At 52.1% G+C, this 19,182-nt stretch carries 12 protein-coding genes; 9 read left to right on the forward strand and 3 right to left on the reverse strand.

The window, feature by feature from the left end:
• Positions 1-14 precede the first annotated feature (14 nt).
• The 9 genes from ACO2Q8_RS02890 (at position 15) to ACO2Q8_RS02930 (ending at position 13,566) form a co-directional block, all read left to right on the forward strand.
• Positions 15-1,238 carry a hypothetical protein gene (locus tag ACO2Q8_RS02890; RefSeq protein WP_423343275.1) on the forward strand — a complete coding sequence of 408 codons (1,224 nt, stop codon included), beginning with the start codon at positions 15-17 and terminating at the stop codon, positions 1,236-1,238.
• A gap of 119 nt (positions 1,239-1,357) precedes the next feature.
• Positions 1,358-2,389, forward strand: coding sequence for a sugar phosphate isomerase/epimerase family protein (locus ACO2Q8_RS02895; RefSeq protein ID WP_423343276.1), 1,032 nt, complete (start codon positions 1,358-1,360; stop codon positions 2,387-2,389).
• A gap of 121 nt (positions 2,390-2,510) precedes the next feature.
• Positions 2,511-3,674, forward strand: coding sequence for a Gfo/Idh/MocA family protein (locus tag ACO2Q8_RS02900; RefSeq protein WP_423343277.1), 1,164 nt, complete (start codon positions 2,511-2,513; stop codon positions 3,672-3,674).
• Between the two features lie 186 nt (positions 3,675-3,860).
• Entirely contained in the window at positions 3,861-5,354 is a 1,494-nt protein-coding gene (locus ACO2Q8_RS02905) for a sugar ABC transporter ATP-binding protein (protein ID WP_423343278.1), read from the forward strand.
• A gap of 18 nt (positions 5,355-5,372) precedes the next feature.
• Positions 5,373-6,356 carry an ABC transporter permease gene (locus ACO2Q8_RS02910; protein ID WP_423343279.1) on the forward strand — a complete coding sequence of 328 codons (984 nt, stop codon included), beginning with the start codon at positions 5,373-5,375 and terminating at the stop codon, positions 6,354-6,356.
• 90 nt (positions 6,357-6,446) lie between these two features.
• A complete protein-coding gene (locus ACO2Q8_RS02915) occupies positions 6,447-7,400 on the forward strand; it encodes a sugar ABC transporter substrate-binding protein (protein WP_423343280.1) in 954 nt (317 codons plus the stop codon).
• 11 nt (positions 7,401-7,411) lie between these two features.
• The gene (locus tag ACO2Q8_RS02920) at positions 7,412-9,748 is read left to right on the forward strand and encodes a PSD1 and planctomycete cytochrome C domain-containing protein (RefSeq protein WP_423343281.1); all 2,337 of its coding nucleotides are present in this window, start codon (positions 7,412-7,414) and stop codon (positions 9,746-9,748) included.
• A gap of 145 nt (positions 9,749-9,893) precedes the next feature.
• On the forward strand, positions 9,894-11,348 hold the full coding sequence (locus ACO2Q8_RS02925; protein WP_423343282.1) for a DUF1501 domain-containing protein: 1,455 nt from the start codon (positions 9,894-9,896) through the stop codon (positions 11,346-11,348).
• 43 nt (positions 11,349-11,391) lie between these two features.
• Positions 11,392-13,566 carry a c-type cytochrome domain-containing protein gene (locus ACO2Q8_RS02930; protein WP_423343283.1) on the forward strand — a complete coding sequence of 725 codons (2,175 nt, stop codon included), beginning with the start codon at positions 11,392-11,394 and terminating at the stop codon, positions 13,564-13,566.
• 71 nt (positions 13,567-13,637) lie between these two features.
• On the opposite strand, the gene ACO2Q8_RS02935 is transcribed toward ACO2Q8_RS02930, so the two are convergent.
• From ACO2Q8_RS02935 to ACO2Q8_RS02945, 3 genes are read right to left on the reverse strand one after another with little or no spacing between them, the layout of a single operon-like run.
• A complete protein-coding gene (locus ACO2Q8_RS02935; RefSeq protein ID WP_423343284.1) occupies positions 13,638-17,018 on the reverse strand; it encodes a leucine-rich repeat domain-containing protein in 3,381 nt (1,126 codons plus the stop codon).
• An 18-nt stretch (positions 17,019-17,036) separates the two neighbouring features.
• Positions 17,037-18,275, reverse strand: a complete 1,239-nt coding sequence (locus ACO2Q8_RS02940) for an alkaline phosphatase family protein (protein ID WP_423343285.1) — start codon at positions 18,273-18,275, stop codon at positions 17,037-17,039.
• A gap of 20 nt (positions 18,276-18,295) precedes the next feature.
• Complete coding sequence (locus ACO2Q8_RS02945; protein WP_423343286.1) at positions 18,296-19,174, reverse strand: metallophosphoesterase family protein; 879 nt, start codon at positions 19,172-19,174, stop codon at positions 18,296-18,298.
• Positions 19,175-19,182: the final 8 nt, after the last annotated feature.

The raw sequence follows: 19,182 nt of genomic DNA on the forward strand, positions 1-19,182 counted from the left end.
AAAAGTACTCCTTCATGGAAACAACCGAAAAAATAAGTTTAGCAGAGAAAGCCCTTGAACAAGGCAAAGGCATTTTGCGGCTGGCCCCCACCTGGGTTCCCCGCTCCTTCTGTGTACCCGGACGTCGAATCAAGTTACATCCGGATGATTATTACGTCCTGGGCGGTGAACGCGGGGGCATCGACGAACGCTGGCTGTCGTCCACGACGCCCGCTAAAAACGGCCCGCTGACCGGCGAAAACGAAGGGCTGAGTCAGGTTGTTTTCCAGGATGGCGATCAGGAGGTTCAGTTTCTGCTGAAAGATGCCGTTGACGAGTTGAAAGGCGCGCTGATCGGCGACCGGCTGTGGGATCAGTACGGAAGCTGGCCGATGTACTCCAAGTTCTTCGACAACATGGGGCCGCTTCCCCACCACCTGCACCACAATGACGAGCAAGCCGCGCTGATCGGGCAGTTGGGCAAACCGGAAGCCTATTACTTCCCTCCCCAATTGAACAACCACGGCGGAGATTTCCCGTATACCTTCATCGGTATTGCGCCGGGCACCCCTAAGGAAACGATCAAGGAATGCCTGAAAAATTTCACGAAAGGCGATAACAAAATCACCAATTACTCGATGGCATACCGGCTCGAACCGGGCACGGGTTGGGATGTGCCGCCGGGCCTGCTCCACGCGCCGGGCAGCTTGTGTACGTACGAACCGCAGAAAGCGTCGGACGTGTTTGCCATGTACCAATCGCTGGTGAACGAAGCCATTATTCCGGAAGAACTGCTCTGGAATGGCACGCCCAAAGACCGCATCGGCGATTACGACCAACTGATGGAAGCCATCGACTGGGACTTGAACGTCGATCCGCAGATGATGGCCAACCGCTTTATGGCCCCCAAACCGGTGAAAGATTCGGCCGAAATGGCCGCCGAAGGCTACAGCGAAGTCTGGGTTTGTTACAAATCCGACGCCTTCAGCGCCAAAGAACTGACGGTTTTCCCCGGCCAGACGGTGACCATCAAAGACAGCGCGGCTTATGGCATCATTGTGATGCAGGGCCACGGTAAACTGGGCGTCTGGGACATTGAAACGCCCGCCCTGATCCGCTACGGCCAACTGACGAACGACGAGTTTTTCATCAGCGAAAAAGCCGCCACGGAAGGTGTCACCATCGTGAACCCGTCTTCGACCGACCCGATCGTGATCCTGAAACACTTCGGCCCCGGCAATCCGGATTTAGTACTATAACGTACCCACGGACTTTAGTCCGTGTTTAAGGAGCTACCTGTTCCGATAAGCTGGCTTAAACTAATCACGGACCAAAGTCCGTGGGTACGATACCGAAAACCTTAAACCAAAATTTCATCATGAGCACGAATAATTTCCCGAAACTCCACAACGCCACCTGGCCGGGTGTGGTGGGGAAAGGACCTGATTCCGAACCCCTGATTCCAATCGATACCATGCTGGAACTGACGGCCGCTGCCGAGGTGGACGGGGTGAAGTTCGACGGCGTCGATGTCGGGCTTTTCGATCCCAGCATTGACATCAATGACCCCAAAGAAGGGGCGAAGAAATTAGCCGATAAAGTAGCCGCCCACAACCTGGTGATCGGTTCGCTGGTGGCCCCGATCTGGGGTGGGCCGGTATTGGGCAGCAAAGAAGACCGAGCGGTGTTCATCGATATGGTGCGCAAAGCCTGCGAATACGGCCAGCTTCTGAAAGAAATCGGCATTCGCCCCTACGGTGTGATCCGGATCGACTCGGCCAGTTCGCCCGAAACCTGGGCCAAAGATCCGGCGGGCAATACCAAACTGATTGCCGAAACCTTCCGCGAAGCCTGCGACGTGGCCGCCGACTACGGCGAAAAACTGGCCGCCGAAGGCGAAATCTGCTGGGGCGGCATGCACAGTTGGAAAACCATGATCGACACGCTCGTAGCCGTGGATCGCCCGAACATGGGTTTTCAGGCCGATATGTCGCACACGCTGCTGTACATGCTGGGCTACAACAGTCCCGAAGACCGCATTCTGCCCGCCGACTTCGACTGGAGCGACCGCGCTGCGCTGGATGAAGGGTTGAAAAAAATGACGGCGGCCCTGCGTCCCTGGACCATCGACTTCCACGTGGCCCAGAACGACGGCACCGTGCACGGAACCGGCTCGCACGACAAAACCGGTCGGCACTGCCTGGCCACCGACCCGAACGGCAAACTCGACATTGCCAAAGACGCCGGCTACTGGCTGCGCGACGAAAACGGCAACCTCACCAAAGCCTTCAAACACATCTGCTGGGACGGCTGTATGTTCCCGAACGAGGTCATGTATAAACAACAGACCTGGAACGACATCCTGGCCGCCCTGGTCAAAGTCCGCGATCAGCACGGGTGGACAGAATAAAGAAGTTCAAGGTTTAAAGTTTAAGGTCTAAGGTTGCTGACGCATCAATTGGCAATGGTCGGTATTCATAAACCTTAAACTTTAAACTTTAGACTTTAAACCTTAAACGTTAAACCTTCCAATGGCAGCTAAAAAAGAAATACGGATTGGATTGATCGGAACCGGTTTTATGGGCCGGACGCACTCCAACGGTTATAATCGCGTACCTAATTTTTTTCCTGAACTGGCCTACACGCCGGTTTTGAAAGCCGTCTGTTCGCGCAACGCCGAAAAAGTACAGGCCTTTGCCGATCAGTGGGGCTACGAATCCATCGAAACGGACTGGAAAGCGCTGGTCGCCCGGGACGACATCGACGCCATCGACATCTGTACTCCGAACGATACCCACGCCGAGATTGCCATTGCAGCCGCCGAAGCGGGCAAGATGATCCTCTGCGAAAAACCGCTGTCGCGCAACCTGGCCGAAGGCGAAAAAATGGTGGAAGCCGTCAACAAGGCGGGGGTTGCCAACACGGTTTGGTACAACTACCGCCGACTGCCCGCCGTCACGCTGGCGAAGCAGATTGTGGCTTCCGGCAAACTGGGCCGGATTTTCCACTACCGCGCCAACTTTTTGCAGGACTGGACGATCAATGCCGATGTGCCCCAGGGTGGTACGGGAACCTGGCGGATGGACGTCGAAGCCGCTGGTTCGGGCGTGACGGGTGACTTGCTGGCGCACTGCATCGATACCGCCATGTGGATCAACGGCGGGATTACGGATGTGTCGGCGGTGACGGAAACGTTTGTGAAAGAGCGGTTTCACCAGATCACCGGCAAAGTAGAACCGGTCGGGATCGACGACGCCTGTATTTTCCACTGCCACTTCGAAAACGGCTCACTGGGTCTGTTTGAATCAACCCGGTATGCGCGCGGGCACAAAGCCTTGTACACGCTGGAAATCAACGGCGAACACGCTTCGATCCGCTGGGATTTGCACGACCTGAACCGGTTGGAATACTTCGACCACAAGGACGAGTCGGTGGTGCGCGGCTGGCGTTCGATTCACGTTACCGACGGCGACCAGCCGTACATGGACAAATGGTGGGTGCCGGGCCTGGGTATTGGCTACGAACACGGTTTTGTCCATCAGGTGGCTGATTTTCTGAAAAGCCTGGAAACCGGCGAGCCCTGCTCGCCCACGTTCAAAGACGCGCTGGAAACCCAGAAAGTCTGCGAAGCCGTCATCAATTCCGCCAAATCGAAAAGCTGGCAGGATACCGGCGTCGAGTGGACGGAGAAATAGTTTTAGATCATCATAGCCCATGGTTTTAACCGTGGGATTTTGTATTCGAGGGTTCACCCCTTTCCAAACCGTTTTAACGGTTTCCACGCCCGGAAAACCGTTAAAACGGTTCTTGATTTAATCGATTATTCCCGTGTCCCCCGGTTAAAACCGTGGGCTGAAATTTTCCTGAAACCAGCCGTTTCCATGCATCCGGATTCCCTTCTCACCGTTCGTGGACTGACCAAAACCTTTTCGGGCGTCAAGGCACTGGACGGGGTTCAGTTGGACCTGCGAAAAGGCGAAGTACACGCGCTGATGGGGGAAAACGGAGCCGGAAAATCGACGTTCATGAAGATTCTGGTTGGGCTGCACAAACCCGACGCGGGCGAGATCTTCTTCGAAGGCCGCGAATTGAACACCCGCGATGTCAGCGACGTGCTGAAAAAAGGCATTTCGATGATTCACCAGGAACTGCTCGTGGTGCCGGAACTGACCGTCGCGCAGAACATTTTCCTGGGCCGCGAATCAAACCGGGGGCTGTTTGGCTGGATCGATGAAAAAAAACTGAATCGGGAAGCGGGGGCGCTGCTGACGCAAATGGGTGTGACGATTTCGCCCACAACCCCCATCAAATACCTCAGCGTGGCCGAAATGCAGATGGTGGAAATTGCCAAAGCCCTTTCGAACAACGCCAAGGTCATCATCATGGACGAGCCCACGTCCGCGCTCTCCGACAAAGAAGTGGCCACACTCTTTGGCCTCATCCGGGATCTGAAGCAAAAAGGCGTCGCCATTATTTACATTTCCCACAAAATGGACGAGATTTTCGACATCTCGGATACCATCACGGTGTTGCGGGATGGTAAATACATCGACACCAAACCCGCGATGGAACTGGATACCAACACGCTGATCAAGCTGATGGTCGGGCGCGAAATTGAGAACCTGTTCCCGGATTCGGTCGTGAAGAAAGGGGCCGAAGTGTTGTCGGTGAAAAACCTGCGCCGGAACGGCAAATTTTCCAACATCAATTTTGCCGTTCGCGCCGGGGAAGTGCTGGGGCTGGCGGGTTTGATGGGGGCCGGACGCACCGAAATCGCCCGCGCCATTTTCGGGCTGGACCCGCTCGACGGGGGCGAAATCTATTTGCACGGAAAACAACTTATTATCAAGACTCCACAGGATGCGATTCAGCACGGAATTGGTTATGTTAGCGAAGATCGCAAGGGATTGGGATTCATTCCCGGTATGTCGGTGAAACACAACATCACGCTGGGCAGCCTGCCGAAGCACGCCAAGGGGCCGTTTATTCAGGACCAAAGCGAAACCGCTGCGGCTGCAACGATGATTACCGACCTGCGTATCAAAACTGCCGGTCCGGACCAGAAAGTGACTTTTCTGAGCGGTGGCAACCAGCAGAAGGTCGTGATCGGCAAAGTGCTGCTGTCGTCGCCGGAGCTGGTTATGCTCGACGAACCGACGCGGGGCATCGATATTGGGGCCAAATTTGAAATTTATAAATTGATCCGCCGTCTGGTGGCCGATGGCATCGCCGTCATCCTGATTTCGTCCGAACTGCCCGAAATTCTGGGCCTGAGCGACCGGATTCTGGTGTTGTCGCAAGGCCAACAAACCGCCCTGCTCACCAAAGAAGAGGCCACGCAGGAAACCATTATGCGGTATGCGGTGCATCATTAATGACGCTTGACAACCCGAATGAAAACCCTTTTTAAACCTGAACCCCCTGTTGCTGAAAAACCGTACCGAACGCGCCTGCGGGGCCTCGGCCAGTACGGAATCTTTATAGCTTTCCTGGTCATTTGCATCGTTCTCTCGCTGATTACGCCCCGGTTTCTGACGGTTTCCAACCTGCTGATTATCGTTACGCAGGTGTCTATCAATGCGTTACTGGCGTTTGGGGTCACGTTCGTCATCATCACGGGCGGGATCGATTTATCCATCGGCTCGACGGTCGCCGTGACGGGCGTGGTGGCCGCTCTGTTCGCCCATCCCGACGATTTTCCGGTGATCGTGCCGCTCGTCGCGGGACTCGCTGCGGGCGTTTTGCTCGGGGCTTTTAACGGCTTGGTGATTACCAAAAGCAAAGTGCCGCCGTTCATTGTCACGCTGGGCACCATGACGATTGGCCGTGGTCTGGCGCTGATTCTAAGCAAAGGTCGCCCGGTTTCGAACCTGTCGGATTCCTTCAACTTCATCGGCGGTGGTCAACTCCTGGGTATTCCGACGCCCATTCTCATCCTGATTGTGTTCTTTATCATTTGCTCGGTGATTCTGAAAAAAACCGTTCTGGGTCGCTACATGTACGCGGTCGGCGGGAATGAACAGGCCGCCAAAGCATCGGGTATTCAGTTGAATAAAGTCAAAATGGTGGTGTATACCCTGTGTGGCGGGTTGGCCGCGCTGGCCGGGATTCTGCTGACGTCGCGCATCACCACCGGTCAGCCGAACGCCGGCGTCGGTTTTGAGCTTGATGCCATTGCCGCTGCGATCATCGGCGGCACCAGCACCTCGGGCGGCACCGGCACCATGACCGGCACGCTCATCGGGGCCTTATTGATCGGCGTCATCAGCAACGGACTGGATTTGCTGAACGTCACCTCGTATTACCAGCAGGTCGTGATGGGCATCATCATCATCGGCGCGGTGGTTTTGGATAGTCTCAACCAACCGAAAAGCTAGATATTTTAAAACCCCGGAGGGGTTTGAACTGAATCAGTTTGATAGAAATCAACTTTATAAACCTTCAAGGAATAGGAACAGTAAAACAAGATGAAACGAATCACCTTCTTTTTTATTTTTGTTACCTTCTTCACTACCAGCCTATTAACGGGCTGCAACCAATCTTCATCGGGCGAAAAAACCGGCGAATCCGGCGGTAAAAAGTTGACCGTGGGCGTCACGATGCTCAGTATGCAGAACGAGTTCATTGTGAACGTCAGCGACGAAATCGAGAAAAAAGCGAAGGAATCGGATGTCGAACTGATTACGGTCGATGCCGAACGCTCGGCCCTGAAACAGATCGAGCAGGTGGAAAGCTTCATTGCGCAGGGGGTCGATGCGATCATCATGAATCCCTGCGAGGTCGAGGCCAGTTCGCCCGCCGTAACAAAGGCGTTGGCAGCTAACATTCCCATCATCAACGTCAACTCCGAAACCACCGCCAAACCGTCGGCCTTTGTCGGCTCCGACGACGTGGAATCCGCCCGGATTGCGATGAAATTCATTGCCGACAAACTCGGCGGGAAAGGCAACATTGTGATGATGCACGGTTACATGGGCCAGGCCGCCCAAATCAAACGGGAACAGGGCGCTCGGGAAATCCTGAAGCAGTATCCGGGCCTGAAGCTTATTGCCCACCAAACCGCCGAGTGGGACCGCGCCAAAGCCATGTCGCTGATGGAAAACTGGATTCAGTCGTACGGCAACACTATCAACGCGGTTTTTGCCCAAAACGATGAAATGGGCCTGGGGGCCGTCAAAGCCCTGACCGATGCTGGTTTGAAAGACAAAGTCATCGTGGTCAGCATCGACGCCATTCCCGATGCGTTACAGGCGGTTCAGAAAGGCACGCTCGACGCGACGGTTTTCCAGAATGCCGAGCAGCAGGGTGCACAAGCCATCGAAACCGCCATCAAAATTGCCAAAGGCCAACCCTACGAGAAGGAAGTATTGATTCCGTTTCAGTTGGTTACCAGGGAAAATTTAGCTAAATTCATGAAATAATTATACATTCCATGCTTACCCCCCTATTCCGAAAGCCCTTTTACTGGATGATTGCGTTGGTGGGTCTAGGTGCGATCGGTCAGTCCTGCCGAACGGATTCGGCGGGTCACGGCGATGACGCCCGGCTACCGGAGGTGGTCAGCTACAACTTTGACATCCGGCCCATTTTGTCGGACAAGTGCCTGGCGTGCCACGGTCCGGATGCGAACAAGCGTGAAGCGGGTTTGCGGCTCGATGTGGCCGAAAGCGCCTTTAAAGCCCTCGAAGAAAATCCCACAGCCCACGCGCTGGTGGCAGGAAAACCGGAAGCATCGCAGGCGTTTCTGCGCATCACGACCCAGGACACGTCCCTGCTGATGCCCCCGCCCGCGTCCAATCTGAAACTTTCCCAACGGGAAATCAAACTGATCGAGAAATGGATCAAACAGGGCGCGAAGTACGAAAAACACTGGGCGTTTGTGGCTCCCCAAAAACCGGCCTTGCCGGAAATCGAGCAGAAGGAGTGGCCCAAAAACGAAATCGATTATTTTATACTCCACAAACAGGAACAGAAAGGCTTATCGCCCAACGAGGAAGCCGATAAAGAGCGTTTGCTGAAACGCCTGAGCCTGGATTTGACCGGTTTGCCCCCGACCCTCGACATGATGGACCGGTTTTTGGCCGACAACAGTCCGCAGGCCTACGAAAAAATGGTCGATCAGTTGCTGAAAAATCCGGCCTATGGCGAGAAAATGGCGCTGCACTGGCTGGATTTGGCCCGCTACGCCGACTCCCACGGCTACCAGGACGACGGCTACCGGACGCAGTGGCCCTGGCGCGACTGGGTGATCCACGCGTTCAACCAGAATATGCATTACAACGATTTCGTGACCTGGCAGTTGGCGGGCGATCTGCTGCCCGGTTCCACGAAAGAGCAACTACTGGCGACCGGTTTTAACCGGAACCACAAAATCACGGAGGAAGGCGGGGTGATTCCGGAAGAATACCGGATCAGTTACGTCACCGACCGCACGGATTTGTTTGGAAAAGGCTTGCTGGGCGTGACGATGGAATGCGCCCACTGCCACGACCATAAGTACGATCCGTTCTCCCAGAAAGAGTATTACCGGCTTTTCGCTTTTTTCAATAACGTGAAAGAAGTTGGGATTGAATCGGTGATTGGTGGCCCCGAAACCTACGCCAAAAAACCGTTAATGGAAATCAGCGACGACGACGTCAAAAACATCCTGACGTTTGTCAACAAACCCGACACCAACCGGCTGATCGTGTCGGTGATGGGCGACATGGACCCGGATACGATCCGCAAAACGTACATTCTCAAACGGGGAAATTACGATGCGCCGGGCGATGAAGTGACCGTTGGAACGCCCGATGCGATTTTACCCTTCAACCCGAATTATCCGAAAAACCGCCTGGGTCTGGCGCAATGGCTGTTTGACAAGAAAAACCCGCTGACCGCCCGCGTGTATGTCAACCTTCTCTGGCAGGAGTTTTTCGGCAAAGGCATCGTCAAAACCTCCGGCGATTTCGGGATGCAGGGCGATTTACCGACGAACCCGGAACTGCTGGACTGGCTGGCCGTTGATTTCATGAGCCACAACTGGGACATCAAACGGCTGGTGAAACAGATGGTCACCTCGGCTACGTATCGCCAGTCGGCGGTCGTTACGCCAGAAAAACTGAAAGCCGACCCGGATAATGTGTACCTGGCGCGCGGCCCCCGGTACCGGATTCACGCCGAATTTGTGAAGGACCTGGTGTTGTCGAGCAGCGGTTTGCTGAACCGGAGCATCGGTGGCCCCAGTGTCAAACCGTATCAGCCCCCTGGTTTGTGGGAAGGCGCAACCTCGGGCCGGGGTTTGCTCTCGACCTACGTGCAGGACCACGGCCCGAAACTCTACCGGCGCGGGATGTACACGCTGATCAAACGGACGGTGCCGCCCCCGTCGATGGCGATTTTCGACGCCAGCAACCGGGATTTGTGCGAGGTCAAACGGCTGAAAACCAACACGCCTTTGCAGGCTTTGGTGATGATGAATGATCCGACGGTTTTGGAAGCGTCGCGCGTGCTGGCGGCCCGGTTGTTGCAGGAACACAGCGACGCAAAAGATAAGATCACGAAAGCTTTCCGGTTGATTGTGGGCCGAAAACCGAAGGACAAAGAAGTGGACCTGCTGACGGCCTACTACGAAAAAGAAGCCCGGGAAATCAAAAAACCGGTCGCCGAAAAAGCGTTATCGGTCGGTGAGTACCCGGTTCCGCAGAATGTCGACAAAACTAAACTGGCGGCTTTGATGCGGGTTGTCTCCACGATTTACAACCTGGAGGAAACCATCACGAAGACCTAATGTACCCACGGACTTTAGTCCGTGAGCGCCTTAATTAATAAAGGGACTTTAAAATACGGAATAAGCTTTGTCCAAGTCCCTTTTAAGGGATTTAAGGGCATCAAGCGTAATTAAAAACACGGACTAAAGTCCGTGGGTACGTGAAATGGAAAAAGAAATCTTAGAACACGGCTTCAATTTCAACCGGCGCCGTTTTTTGTCCCGGTTGAGTTTAGGCATCGGCAGTGCCGCGTTGGGCTCGCTGCTGGTTCCGGATTTGTTCGGCGGCAACAACGCCGACGACGAAAGCTTTACGCCCGGTATTCCGCATTTTGCGCCCAAGGCCAAACGGGTCATTTATCTGTTCCAAAACGGAGCGCCTTCGCAGCAGGAGTTGTTCGATTACAAGCCCAAATTGCGCGAAATGCTGGGGCAGGAAATACCGCCGTCCGTGCGTGGCACGCAGCGGCTGACCGGCATGACCGCCAACCAGTCGTCGTTTCCGCTGGTGGGTTCCTTTGTCAATTTTCAGCAATACGGCCAGTCACGGGCCTGGGTCAGCGATTTGTTTCCCTACACGGCCAAAATCGTGGATGACCTCTGCATCGTTAAATCGATGTACACGGAAGCCATCAACCACGATCCGGCGCTGACGTTTCTGCAAACCGGTTCGCAACAGGGTAACCGGCCCAGCATGGGCGCGTGGCTGAGCTACGGACTGGGCAACGAAAACAAGAATTTGCCCAACTTCACGGTTTTGCTGTCGCGGGGCGTCGGCAACGGACAGGGGGTGTATTCCAAACTGTGGTCGAACGGTTTTCTGGATTCCATTCACCAGGGCGTGCAGTTCAGCAAGGGCGAAGACCCGGTTTTGTACCTGCGCGACCCCGAAGGCATGGACCGGCACGCGCGCCGGGCGATGCTGGATAACCTGGCCGAACTGAACGACATGGCCTACCAGGAATTCGGCGATCCGGAAATCTCCGCCAAAGTGAAGCAATACGAAATGGCGTACCGGATGCAGACGGCGGTTCCGGAAGTCATGGACCTGTCGAAAGAGCCGGACGACATCATTAAACTCTACGGCCCCGACTGCCTCGTGCCGGGAACCTACGCGGCCAACTGCCTGCTGGCCCGCAAGTTATCCGAAAACGGGGTGCGGTTTGTGCAGTTGTATCACCAGGGTTGGGATCAGCACGGGAACCTGCCGTTCGAAATTGCCAGGCAGGCCAAGGACGTCGACCAGGCGTCGGCGGCTCTGGTGACCGACCTGAAACAACGCGGTTTGCTGGACGAAACGCTGGTGATCTGGGGCGGGGAGTTCGGTCGGACCAGCTACACCCAGGGCAAACTGACCGCCGATAATTACGGCCGCGATCACCACCCACGCTGCTTCACGATCTGGATGGCCGGGGGCGGCACCAAACCGGGGATTGTCTACGGCGAAACCGACGAACTGGGCTACAACATCGCCCAGAATCCGGTGCACGTGCACGATTTTCAGGCCACGGTGTTGCACCAGTTGGGCCTGAATCACGAAAAACTGACCTTTAAACACCTCGGACGCCGGTACCGCCTGACCGATGTGTCCGGCAAAGTTGTCCGGGATATTCTGGCCTAACCCGCCAACCCTGCATTCCTAAACCCACTGGATTGATTGTCTGATGACTAGAAAAGTCAGGAATCTGGCCGAGCAGGCTTTGTTTGCTTCCGCCATTTTCATTCTGTTTCTGCTTGTTTTTGAAAGTAAACTGGTGCTGCCAGTCTGGTTGCAGTCGGTCGGGCGGATGCACCCGCTGTTTCTGCATTTTCCGATCGTGATTCTGCTGCTGGCGATGGCGATGGAAATGCTGCGCTTCAACCCGACGTATGCCGCCAACGAGTTTTACCGGGGTTTTCTGGCGAATCTGCTACTCGTCGGGGTGCTGTCGGCCGCCGTTACGGTGATCATGGGCTTGTTTCTGTCCAAAGAAGAGGGCTATTCCGGCGAGGTGCTGCAATGGCATAAGTGGTCGGGCATCATTCTTTTTTACCTGTCCTGTTTTATTTACTGGAGCCGGGACAGGACGTGGTACAAGGCTCCGGTTGCCCGATCAGGGGCGATTCTGGCGGTGTTTTTTCTGGTAGGCGCGGGGCATTATGGGGCGGTGTTGACCCACGGCGATAATTTTATTTCGGGGCCGATAGCCAAACAGTCCGAAGCCGAACCGGTGACGCTCGATCAGGCCCTGGTCTACGATCACGTCATCCAGCCGATTTTCGAACAAAAGTGCGTCAGTTGCCACAATCCGGAGAAACTGAAAGGGCAACTCAACCTGGCCGATGTGGATGCCATGCTGAAAGGCGGCAAATCGGGTAAACTTTTCAAAGCCGGTTTTCCGGACGCGAGTCTGCTGCTCCAGCGGATTCATCTGCCCGAAGACGACAAAAAACACATGCCGCCCAAAGGAAAGACGCCCCTGACCGCCGACGAAATCACGCTGCTGGCCCTGTGGGTAAAAGGCAAACCGGATTTCAAAAAGAAAGTGATCGACCTCCCTCCTTCCGATTCGCTGCGCCAACTGGCCGTCGGCCGGTTTAAAACCGCCGGACCCACCGAAGCAACCTTCGATTTTGACGCGGCCGACGAGGAAACCGTGCAAAAGCTGAACAACGATTACCGGACGATTGCCCCGCTGGCAAAGGAATCCCCGGCGCTGGCCGTAAACCTCTACAACCGAAGCACGTATTCGGTGGAAAAACTGGAAGAACTGAGCGACATCCGGCAACAGGTCGTTTCGCTGAGTCTGAACAAACTCCCGGTAAAAGATGCCGATTTGAAAGCCATCAGCCAGTTTGAAAATCTCCAGAAGCTGGATTTGAATTTTACCGACATTACCGGCAAAACGCTCAACGAACTGACCGCCCTGCCCCACCTCAAAAGCTTGGCCCTGACCGGCACGAAGGTTACCTATGCCAACTTACAACCGCAACTCCCGAAGTTTAAAAACCTGCAAACCGTCTCGCTCTGGAACACGCCCGTCACACTGGCCCAGATTCAGCAGTTGCAGAAAGCCCATCCGCGGATTGCGTTCATTGCCGGTTTTAAAGACGACGGCAAGAATCCGCTCACGCTGAATCCGCCGGAGGTCAAAAACCCGTCGATGGTGTTTGCGCAGTCGCTGCCACTGGCGCTGTACCATCCAATCAAAGGCGTGCAGATTCGGTACACCACCGACGGCACCGAGCCCGACAGCGTTCATTCGCCTGTTTTTACAAACAAAACCGTGCTGACCGGCATGACCACCGTCAAGGCCAAAGCCTATAAAGACGGCTGGTACGGCAGCAACGTCGCCACGTTCGACTTTTTCCGGAGCAGCTACAAACCGGATAGCATCCAGTTGTTGCAACCGCTGAACCGCGTCCACCAGGCCGAAGGCCCCAAGTCCTTTTTCGACGGAAAACTGGGCACCTTCAACGCCAACAGCCCGGCCTGGGCCAACAACTGGACCGGCGTTCGGAACAACGACATGGTGGTGTTGTCGGAATTCAAAAAACCGGTCACGGCCTCGTCGGTTTCGCTCCGCATCATGGTCGAGGAAGCCACCGGGATCTTCCCGCCGGGCGTGGTCGAGATCTGGGGCGGTGACAGCCGCGACAACCTGAAACTGCTTTCGACCGTGAAGCCCAGGATACCGGTCAAAGGCGAAGAGCACACGCTCCAAACCGTCACGGGTCGTTTCAAACCGCAATCCGTCGCTTTTTTAAAAATTGTCGCCAAACCGTGTACGCTGCCCGACTGGCACGGCAACAAAGGCAAACCAGGGCTGGTGCTGGTCGATGAGTTGTTTGTGAATTGAAGAAAACCCATTGACAAAAAATCTATTGTTAGAAAAGATGACAATAGATTTTTTGTCCTCTTCGCAGGGCTTTATCTCAGTGTAGGCAGAATTTTGTCTAACTGCATTTTGAATTGATATTTCAGATTCTCGATATCGGTGTAAGAAGTTGGAAAATGTCCTAATCCTTTTAGCTTTTTTTCAAACGCAAATTTACTTTTGACGTCAGCCTCTTTAACATCGCTCATATTGATTGGTGCATTTTTAAAGTAAGTATAAACCAGCGGTTTATCGGTTTCCTTAAATTGTTTTAGAGCAACTGTAAATTCTTCTGCCGTATACTTTCCGACCTTTGTAAAAAACAGGCTAACAAAAATATCGCACTCCCGAATCACTTTATTATATTCATCTTGTAAACGGGTTTGGGACATGGCGTCGATGAAATCTTCCCAGATGTTGAGTTCCAGAAATACACCCTCTTTAATTAGCAGCTTATTTTCCCGGTTTATAAAAATCTCGAATTGTTCCCGATCTTCTTCTAGTTCGGAGGAGGAAGCCAGAAAAATTTTGATGGTTTTCATCTTCGGTTCGTTAGTTATTTTTTCCTTTGGCTTCTCCCCAAAATGATCTTCAGGCTTTTCTTGATATACACCAAACAAATAAGAAAAATTACTGATATTCAACCAATTATTTTGCTTCGATTTCAATTTAGATACTTGGTTCAGACTTTCTTGTAGCTCACCAATTTCAAAAAAATCCGTGCCATTAATAGAAATTTCAAGCTCACTTTTGTAATCACTGAGCTGCCAAAGTACCCCAAATAATTCTCTGGCTACTTGTCGTGTTTCTGGTTTATCTTCAATAGTTATCCGGATTTGACGCTCAGAAAATAAGCATTCAGCAACTATCCGATACCCATTTTTCAAAAGTGCAATCCCGTATTTCCAATACACATCTTCTGCCAGATTACCATATCGAACCATAAACTGCATAAACACGCTCTTGGGCATGAAGCGAGGAAAATGAAGAGTAAAACCAATTGCAGATATGGGTTTAATTAGCCTTATTGCTTTCTCATCGTAGCTATCAGGTAAATATTGAGGCACAATGTATGTATCTGGAACATTCGGTTTTTCAAAAATGAGTTCAAACCGTTCGGCTTTCATCAGTTCTATAAATGTATCAGTCATGAATTTCATATTATTCTGAGATAACACATTTTCAACGTGGGACCGAGAAAACTCCCCTTTGTGTTTCTCCTGAATATCATAACTCAAAATCTCATAGATCATAGAGCTGACCCACTGTGGATTCAGAAAAACGATATTTTTCAGCTTAGAATTATTTTCGTAATGTATAATAGTGCTGGCTGACCCGCCTAGATAAATCATCAGCCCTTTCATTTCGATCGTCGGATCAATGTAACGGCAAAAATCTTCGAAGTCCTTATAAAAAACCCAATATTCACCGGGAGGTTTTTGACGGATTGCATCCCGGACTTTGATCCAGTTAGTTCCGATTGGGTATTTGGCAGCATCATTCTGTAGAACCTCAAGGAGTTCAGCTTCAAAGCTTTTGAAGACCAACCAACTCTTATGGTTTAGATTGGCTTTATGTTCATAAGCCTTTTGCACACTAACTTGGTAAATAGGAGGCCGAACACTGTAAGGTTTTTCGAAATAGCGCTGCTCTACAGATTCGGGCAAGTTTTTATCGATTTTGGTCTGCACCATTAGTACTGTACTTTCAGGTGCATAATACCGCACATTGTCTAGCCAGTAGCTGTACGGAAAATACTCAAGTGGCAACAAATACGGTATCCCTGCTAGATAAATTTCGTTTTCCTGTACACCTTGTCTGTTCGTTTCTGTTTCCCAAACTATCAGATAAACGGCATGATCATCCAAAAATAATCGATGGGTAGCATGGTAATATTCCTGTCCTCCAAAGTCCCAGACATTAACATTGAGAGCTAACTCGCCGTTCGATGCAAGCCAGCGCTTCAACGAAATACCATGTGTAGAGCTTTGCGTCGTTTCGTATTCGCCCTCTTGTAGAAAACGGGTCAAAGAGGTTTTCCCTGCTGCTGTATTGCCAATTATTATAAGCTTAACTTCTTCATTTTCAACACGCCCTTTCTCCAAAGAAGCAAAATAATCAGATAAAGCAGGTAGTACGTTCTGGTATGTTTCATAGAAAATTTCTTTAGGAATTGTAACAATTGGATTATTGTACAATAACAAAATATGCATGTCAGGCCATGCTTTCAACATATTACTTGTAAACTCGCTGAGTTGATTGTAGCTCAAATCCAAAGTCTTTAGCCTAGTCAGATTTGTGAGAGAACGGATATCATTGGCATGGTTGGAGCTCAGATATAGATTTTGCAAATCCGTTAGATTCGCTAAAAAACCAATATCACTAATTCGGTTAGAGCTAAGATTTAAAGATTTTAGCTCATTAAGATTCGCCAGAACACTATAATCACTGATCCGGTTGGAGCTCAGATCTAATATTTGTAAATTCGTCAGACTTGACAAAATACTAATATTAAGGATTCCATTGGAGCGTAAATATAAGGCTTGTAGTTTCTTTAGATTCGCCAGAAAATCAATATTGTTGATTCCGTTGGAACTTAGATCTAAGGTCTTTAAATTCGCCAAATTCTCCAGAACGTTATAATTATTAAATCGATTGGAGCGCAAATACAAGGTTTCCAGCCTTATTAAGTTAGCCAGAAAATCAATATTGCCGATCCCGTTATGACGTAAGTTCAAAGTCTGTAACTCAGTCAGATTTGCCAGAATATCATAATCGCTGATTCGATCGGAGCTTAAGTCTAAGTACTCTAACCTCGTTAAGCTCAGTAGAAAACTAATATCACTGACCTGATTAAAGCGCAAATTCAATTTTTTCAGTTCTGCCAGACCCTTAAGAGCATTATAATCGCTAATCTGATTACAACTAATATCTAAGAATTGTAACCTCTTCAAATTCGTTAGAGAACTAATATCAGTTATCCAGTTATAGCTCAAGTCTAAAGCCTGTAACTCCGTCAAATTGGCTAGAAAATTAATGTCAACAATTTGATTAGAGCGCAGATATAATCTTTTTAGTTTTTTAAGGAAGCGTAACGCATCATTAGAGAAATACTTTATTTTGTTCCTTAAATCACTATTCTCTGTTTGGAACCACTTATTCTGATTACTATTCCAATACCAATCTCCTAGATTTAATTCTTCAAGCCACTCGCACTCAAGCAACTCGGCGGGCAGTTTAGTAAGCCTGCAATTACCTAAATCCAGAAAGGCAGTTTTCGTTCTCTTATTTTCTTCAATTAACTGGAGGGCTCTGTCACTCATGAGATTGGGCAAGAGTAATAATGTCGGAAAATCGGAAAAAATAGAATAAAACGCATCTTTTTTCCAACTAACGGCAAAAGAAAAACCGCCCATTCTACAGGCGGTTTCCATAATGCATCTGTCACCCAATCACTCTACCACCCACCGTCCCAAATTATTATACCGCCCTTCGAGCACGATTTTGTAAAAACCGGTCGGGAGTTTCGAGACGTCGAGGACGGCTTTTTCGGCGTTGGCGGGTACTTCGTCCATCAGCAGGTAGCGGTCGCTTTTGCCTTCTTCGAAGTGGTTGGTGGTCGAGAGCCAGATTTTGACCGGGCCGTCGGGGTCCAGGACCTTCCAGGTGAGCGTGATGTTGCTGCCTTCTTTTTTCACGGTCGGCTCCGTCATCGACAGCTTGCCGGTCAGCGGAATGCCGTCGATCTCGAACGCCTGCTCTTTCGGAATCGTCAGGTTCAGGTGCCGGGCCAGCGTCGGCATGATGTCCACCACGCCCGGTGTGGCTTGTTTGAAATATGAATTCAGGCCCTTCGCGTTGGTCACCATCCAGGTGCTGCGCTCGCGGTCCGACTGCCCGCCGTGGTTTTTGCCCGTGTCGGCGCTCCGGCCGTGGTCGGTCGTGACGAACACCTGCCAGTCTTCGCCGAAGGTTTTTTGCCGGTATTGGACGGCTTTCCACAACCGGCCCATCTGGTCGTCCATCAGCCGGATGGCGTTGTGAAATTGTTCGCTGTCGCCGTATTTATGGCCCATGTCGTCGGTGTATTCCAGGTAGACCCACGACAAATCCGGGCCTTCCTGCCGGAGGTAGGCAGCCGCTTCATCGGTCACTTTTTCGTCGATTTTCCGGATGTAGTCCGATTGTCGGTCGTGCGGAAAATGGAGCGTGTCCAACTCAAACCCATCGAAGGAATAATCGAGCCGCAGGTTCCCGGTGGCCGGAAGCCCCTCGCCCACCAGCTTGGTCCGGTTGTCGAGCCAGGTCGAGAAAACCGCCGTTTTCTTGTGCGGATACTGGCTTTCGAAAAACCGGAAAATGGTCCAGTACTGGTAATTCGGAGCCTTGATGCTGTTGTCCCAAACGTTGTGCTTGTTCACCCACGTACCGGTCAGCAGACTGTTGTAGCCCACCGCCGAAATGGTTGGCGTTTGGGAATACGTGCCTTTCTGCCCGCCCACGTAGGCCCGGGCATAACCGCCTTCTTTGGCAATGGCGTCCAGGTTCGGTTTCGGGATTTTCTCGATCACATCCGCCGAAATGCCGTCGACAATCACAAACAGGGCTTTTTTCTGGCCCGACTGGCCGTAGCTCAACGAAACCGAGAGGAAACCGATGAGAAGCAGGAACGGGATTTTAACAACGTGCATGGTGATAACTAAAAAACCGGTCAATAAGAATGCGGAAAATAGGTATTCGTGACGGAGCCGTCGTCGAACAACTCCAGAATAGCGTAGCCCGGCGGAGTTTCCTGGTAATAGTTCGGGGCCGCTGATTCAGCATCGCCTTTGCCCCACCAAAAACCGCTCATGGCTCCGTTGCAATAATACTGAACGCCGTTGTAAACTGCATGGTCGAGCAAGTGCTGGTGACCGCTCAGGCATACTTTCACCTTGTCGCGGTGCTGGTAAAAGAGCGCTTTCAGGGCTTTGAAATCCGAATGCCCACCACCGACGAGATACGGCGTCACGCCCAGAATCGGGTAGTGTGACATTAGCAAAACCGGCGTTCGGGCTGGTAGCTGCGCCAGTTCGTTTTTCAGCCAGTCCATCTGCTCCGCATCCAGCGATACGTTGGGGTTGTTGCCGTCGAGGATGATGAATTGCCAGCCGTTTCGCGAAAAACGGTAATAGCGGCCCGGAATTCCGAGCCGCTTCACCACGTAATTTTTGCCGTACATGCCATCCTCCGGCGTTGGAGCCGCCCACCACGGATCATGATTTCCGATGCAGCTATGCACCTCGTACGACCCAATGGTTTTGCGGCAGTCGTCCCAGAGCGCCCACTGCGCCAGCATCTGCTCGCGGGTTACGTCCTTGTAATCAGCCGCGTGGATGGAGTCTCCGCCGTTCAGGAAAAAGTCGACCTTGTGCTTTTTGATCTCTTCCAGACACTTCCGAAACCGCTCCGGGGCGCCGTCGCCCTCGCGGATGTGTACGTCGGTAATGTGCGCCACCGTCAGCACGGGTTTGCGGTGGCGCGGTTTTGTCGATTCCGGGCTGGTCAACGCGACCAGCCCGGTTTGTTTGAGCCAAAGGCGTCGATTCATAGCACGTT

The organism is Larkinella sp. VNQ87 (assembly GCF_049445795.1).
Lineage (GTDB): Bacteria > Bacteroidota > Bacteroidia > Cytophagales > Spirosomataceae > Larkinella.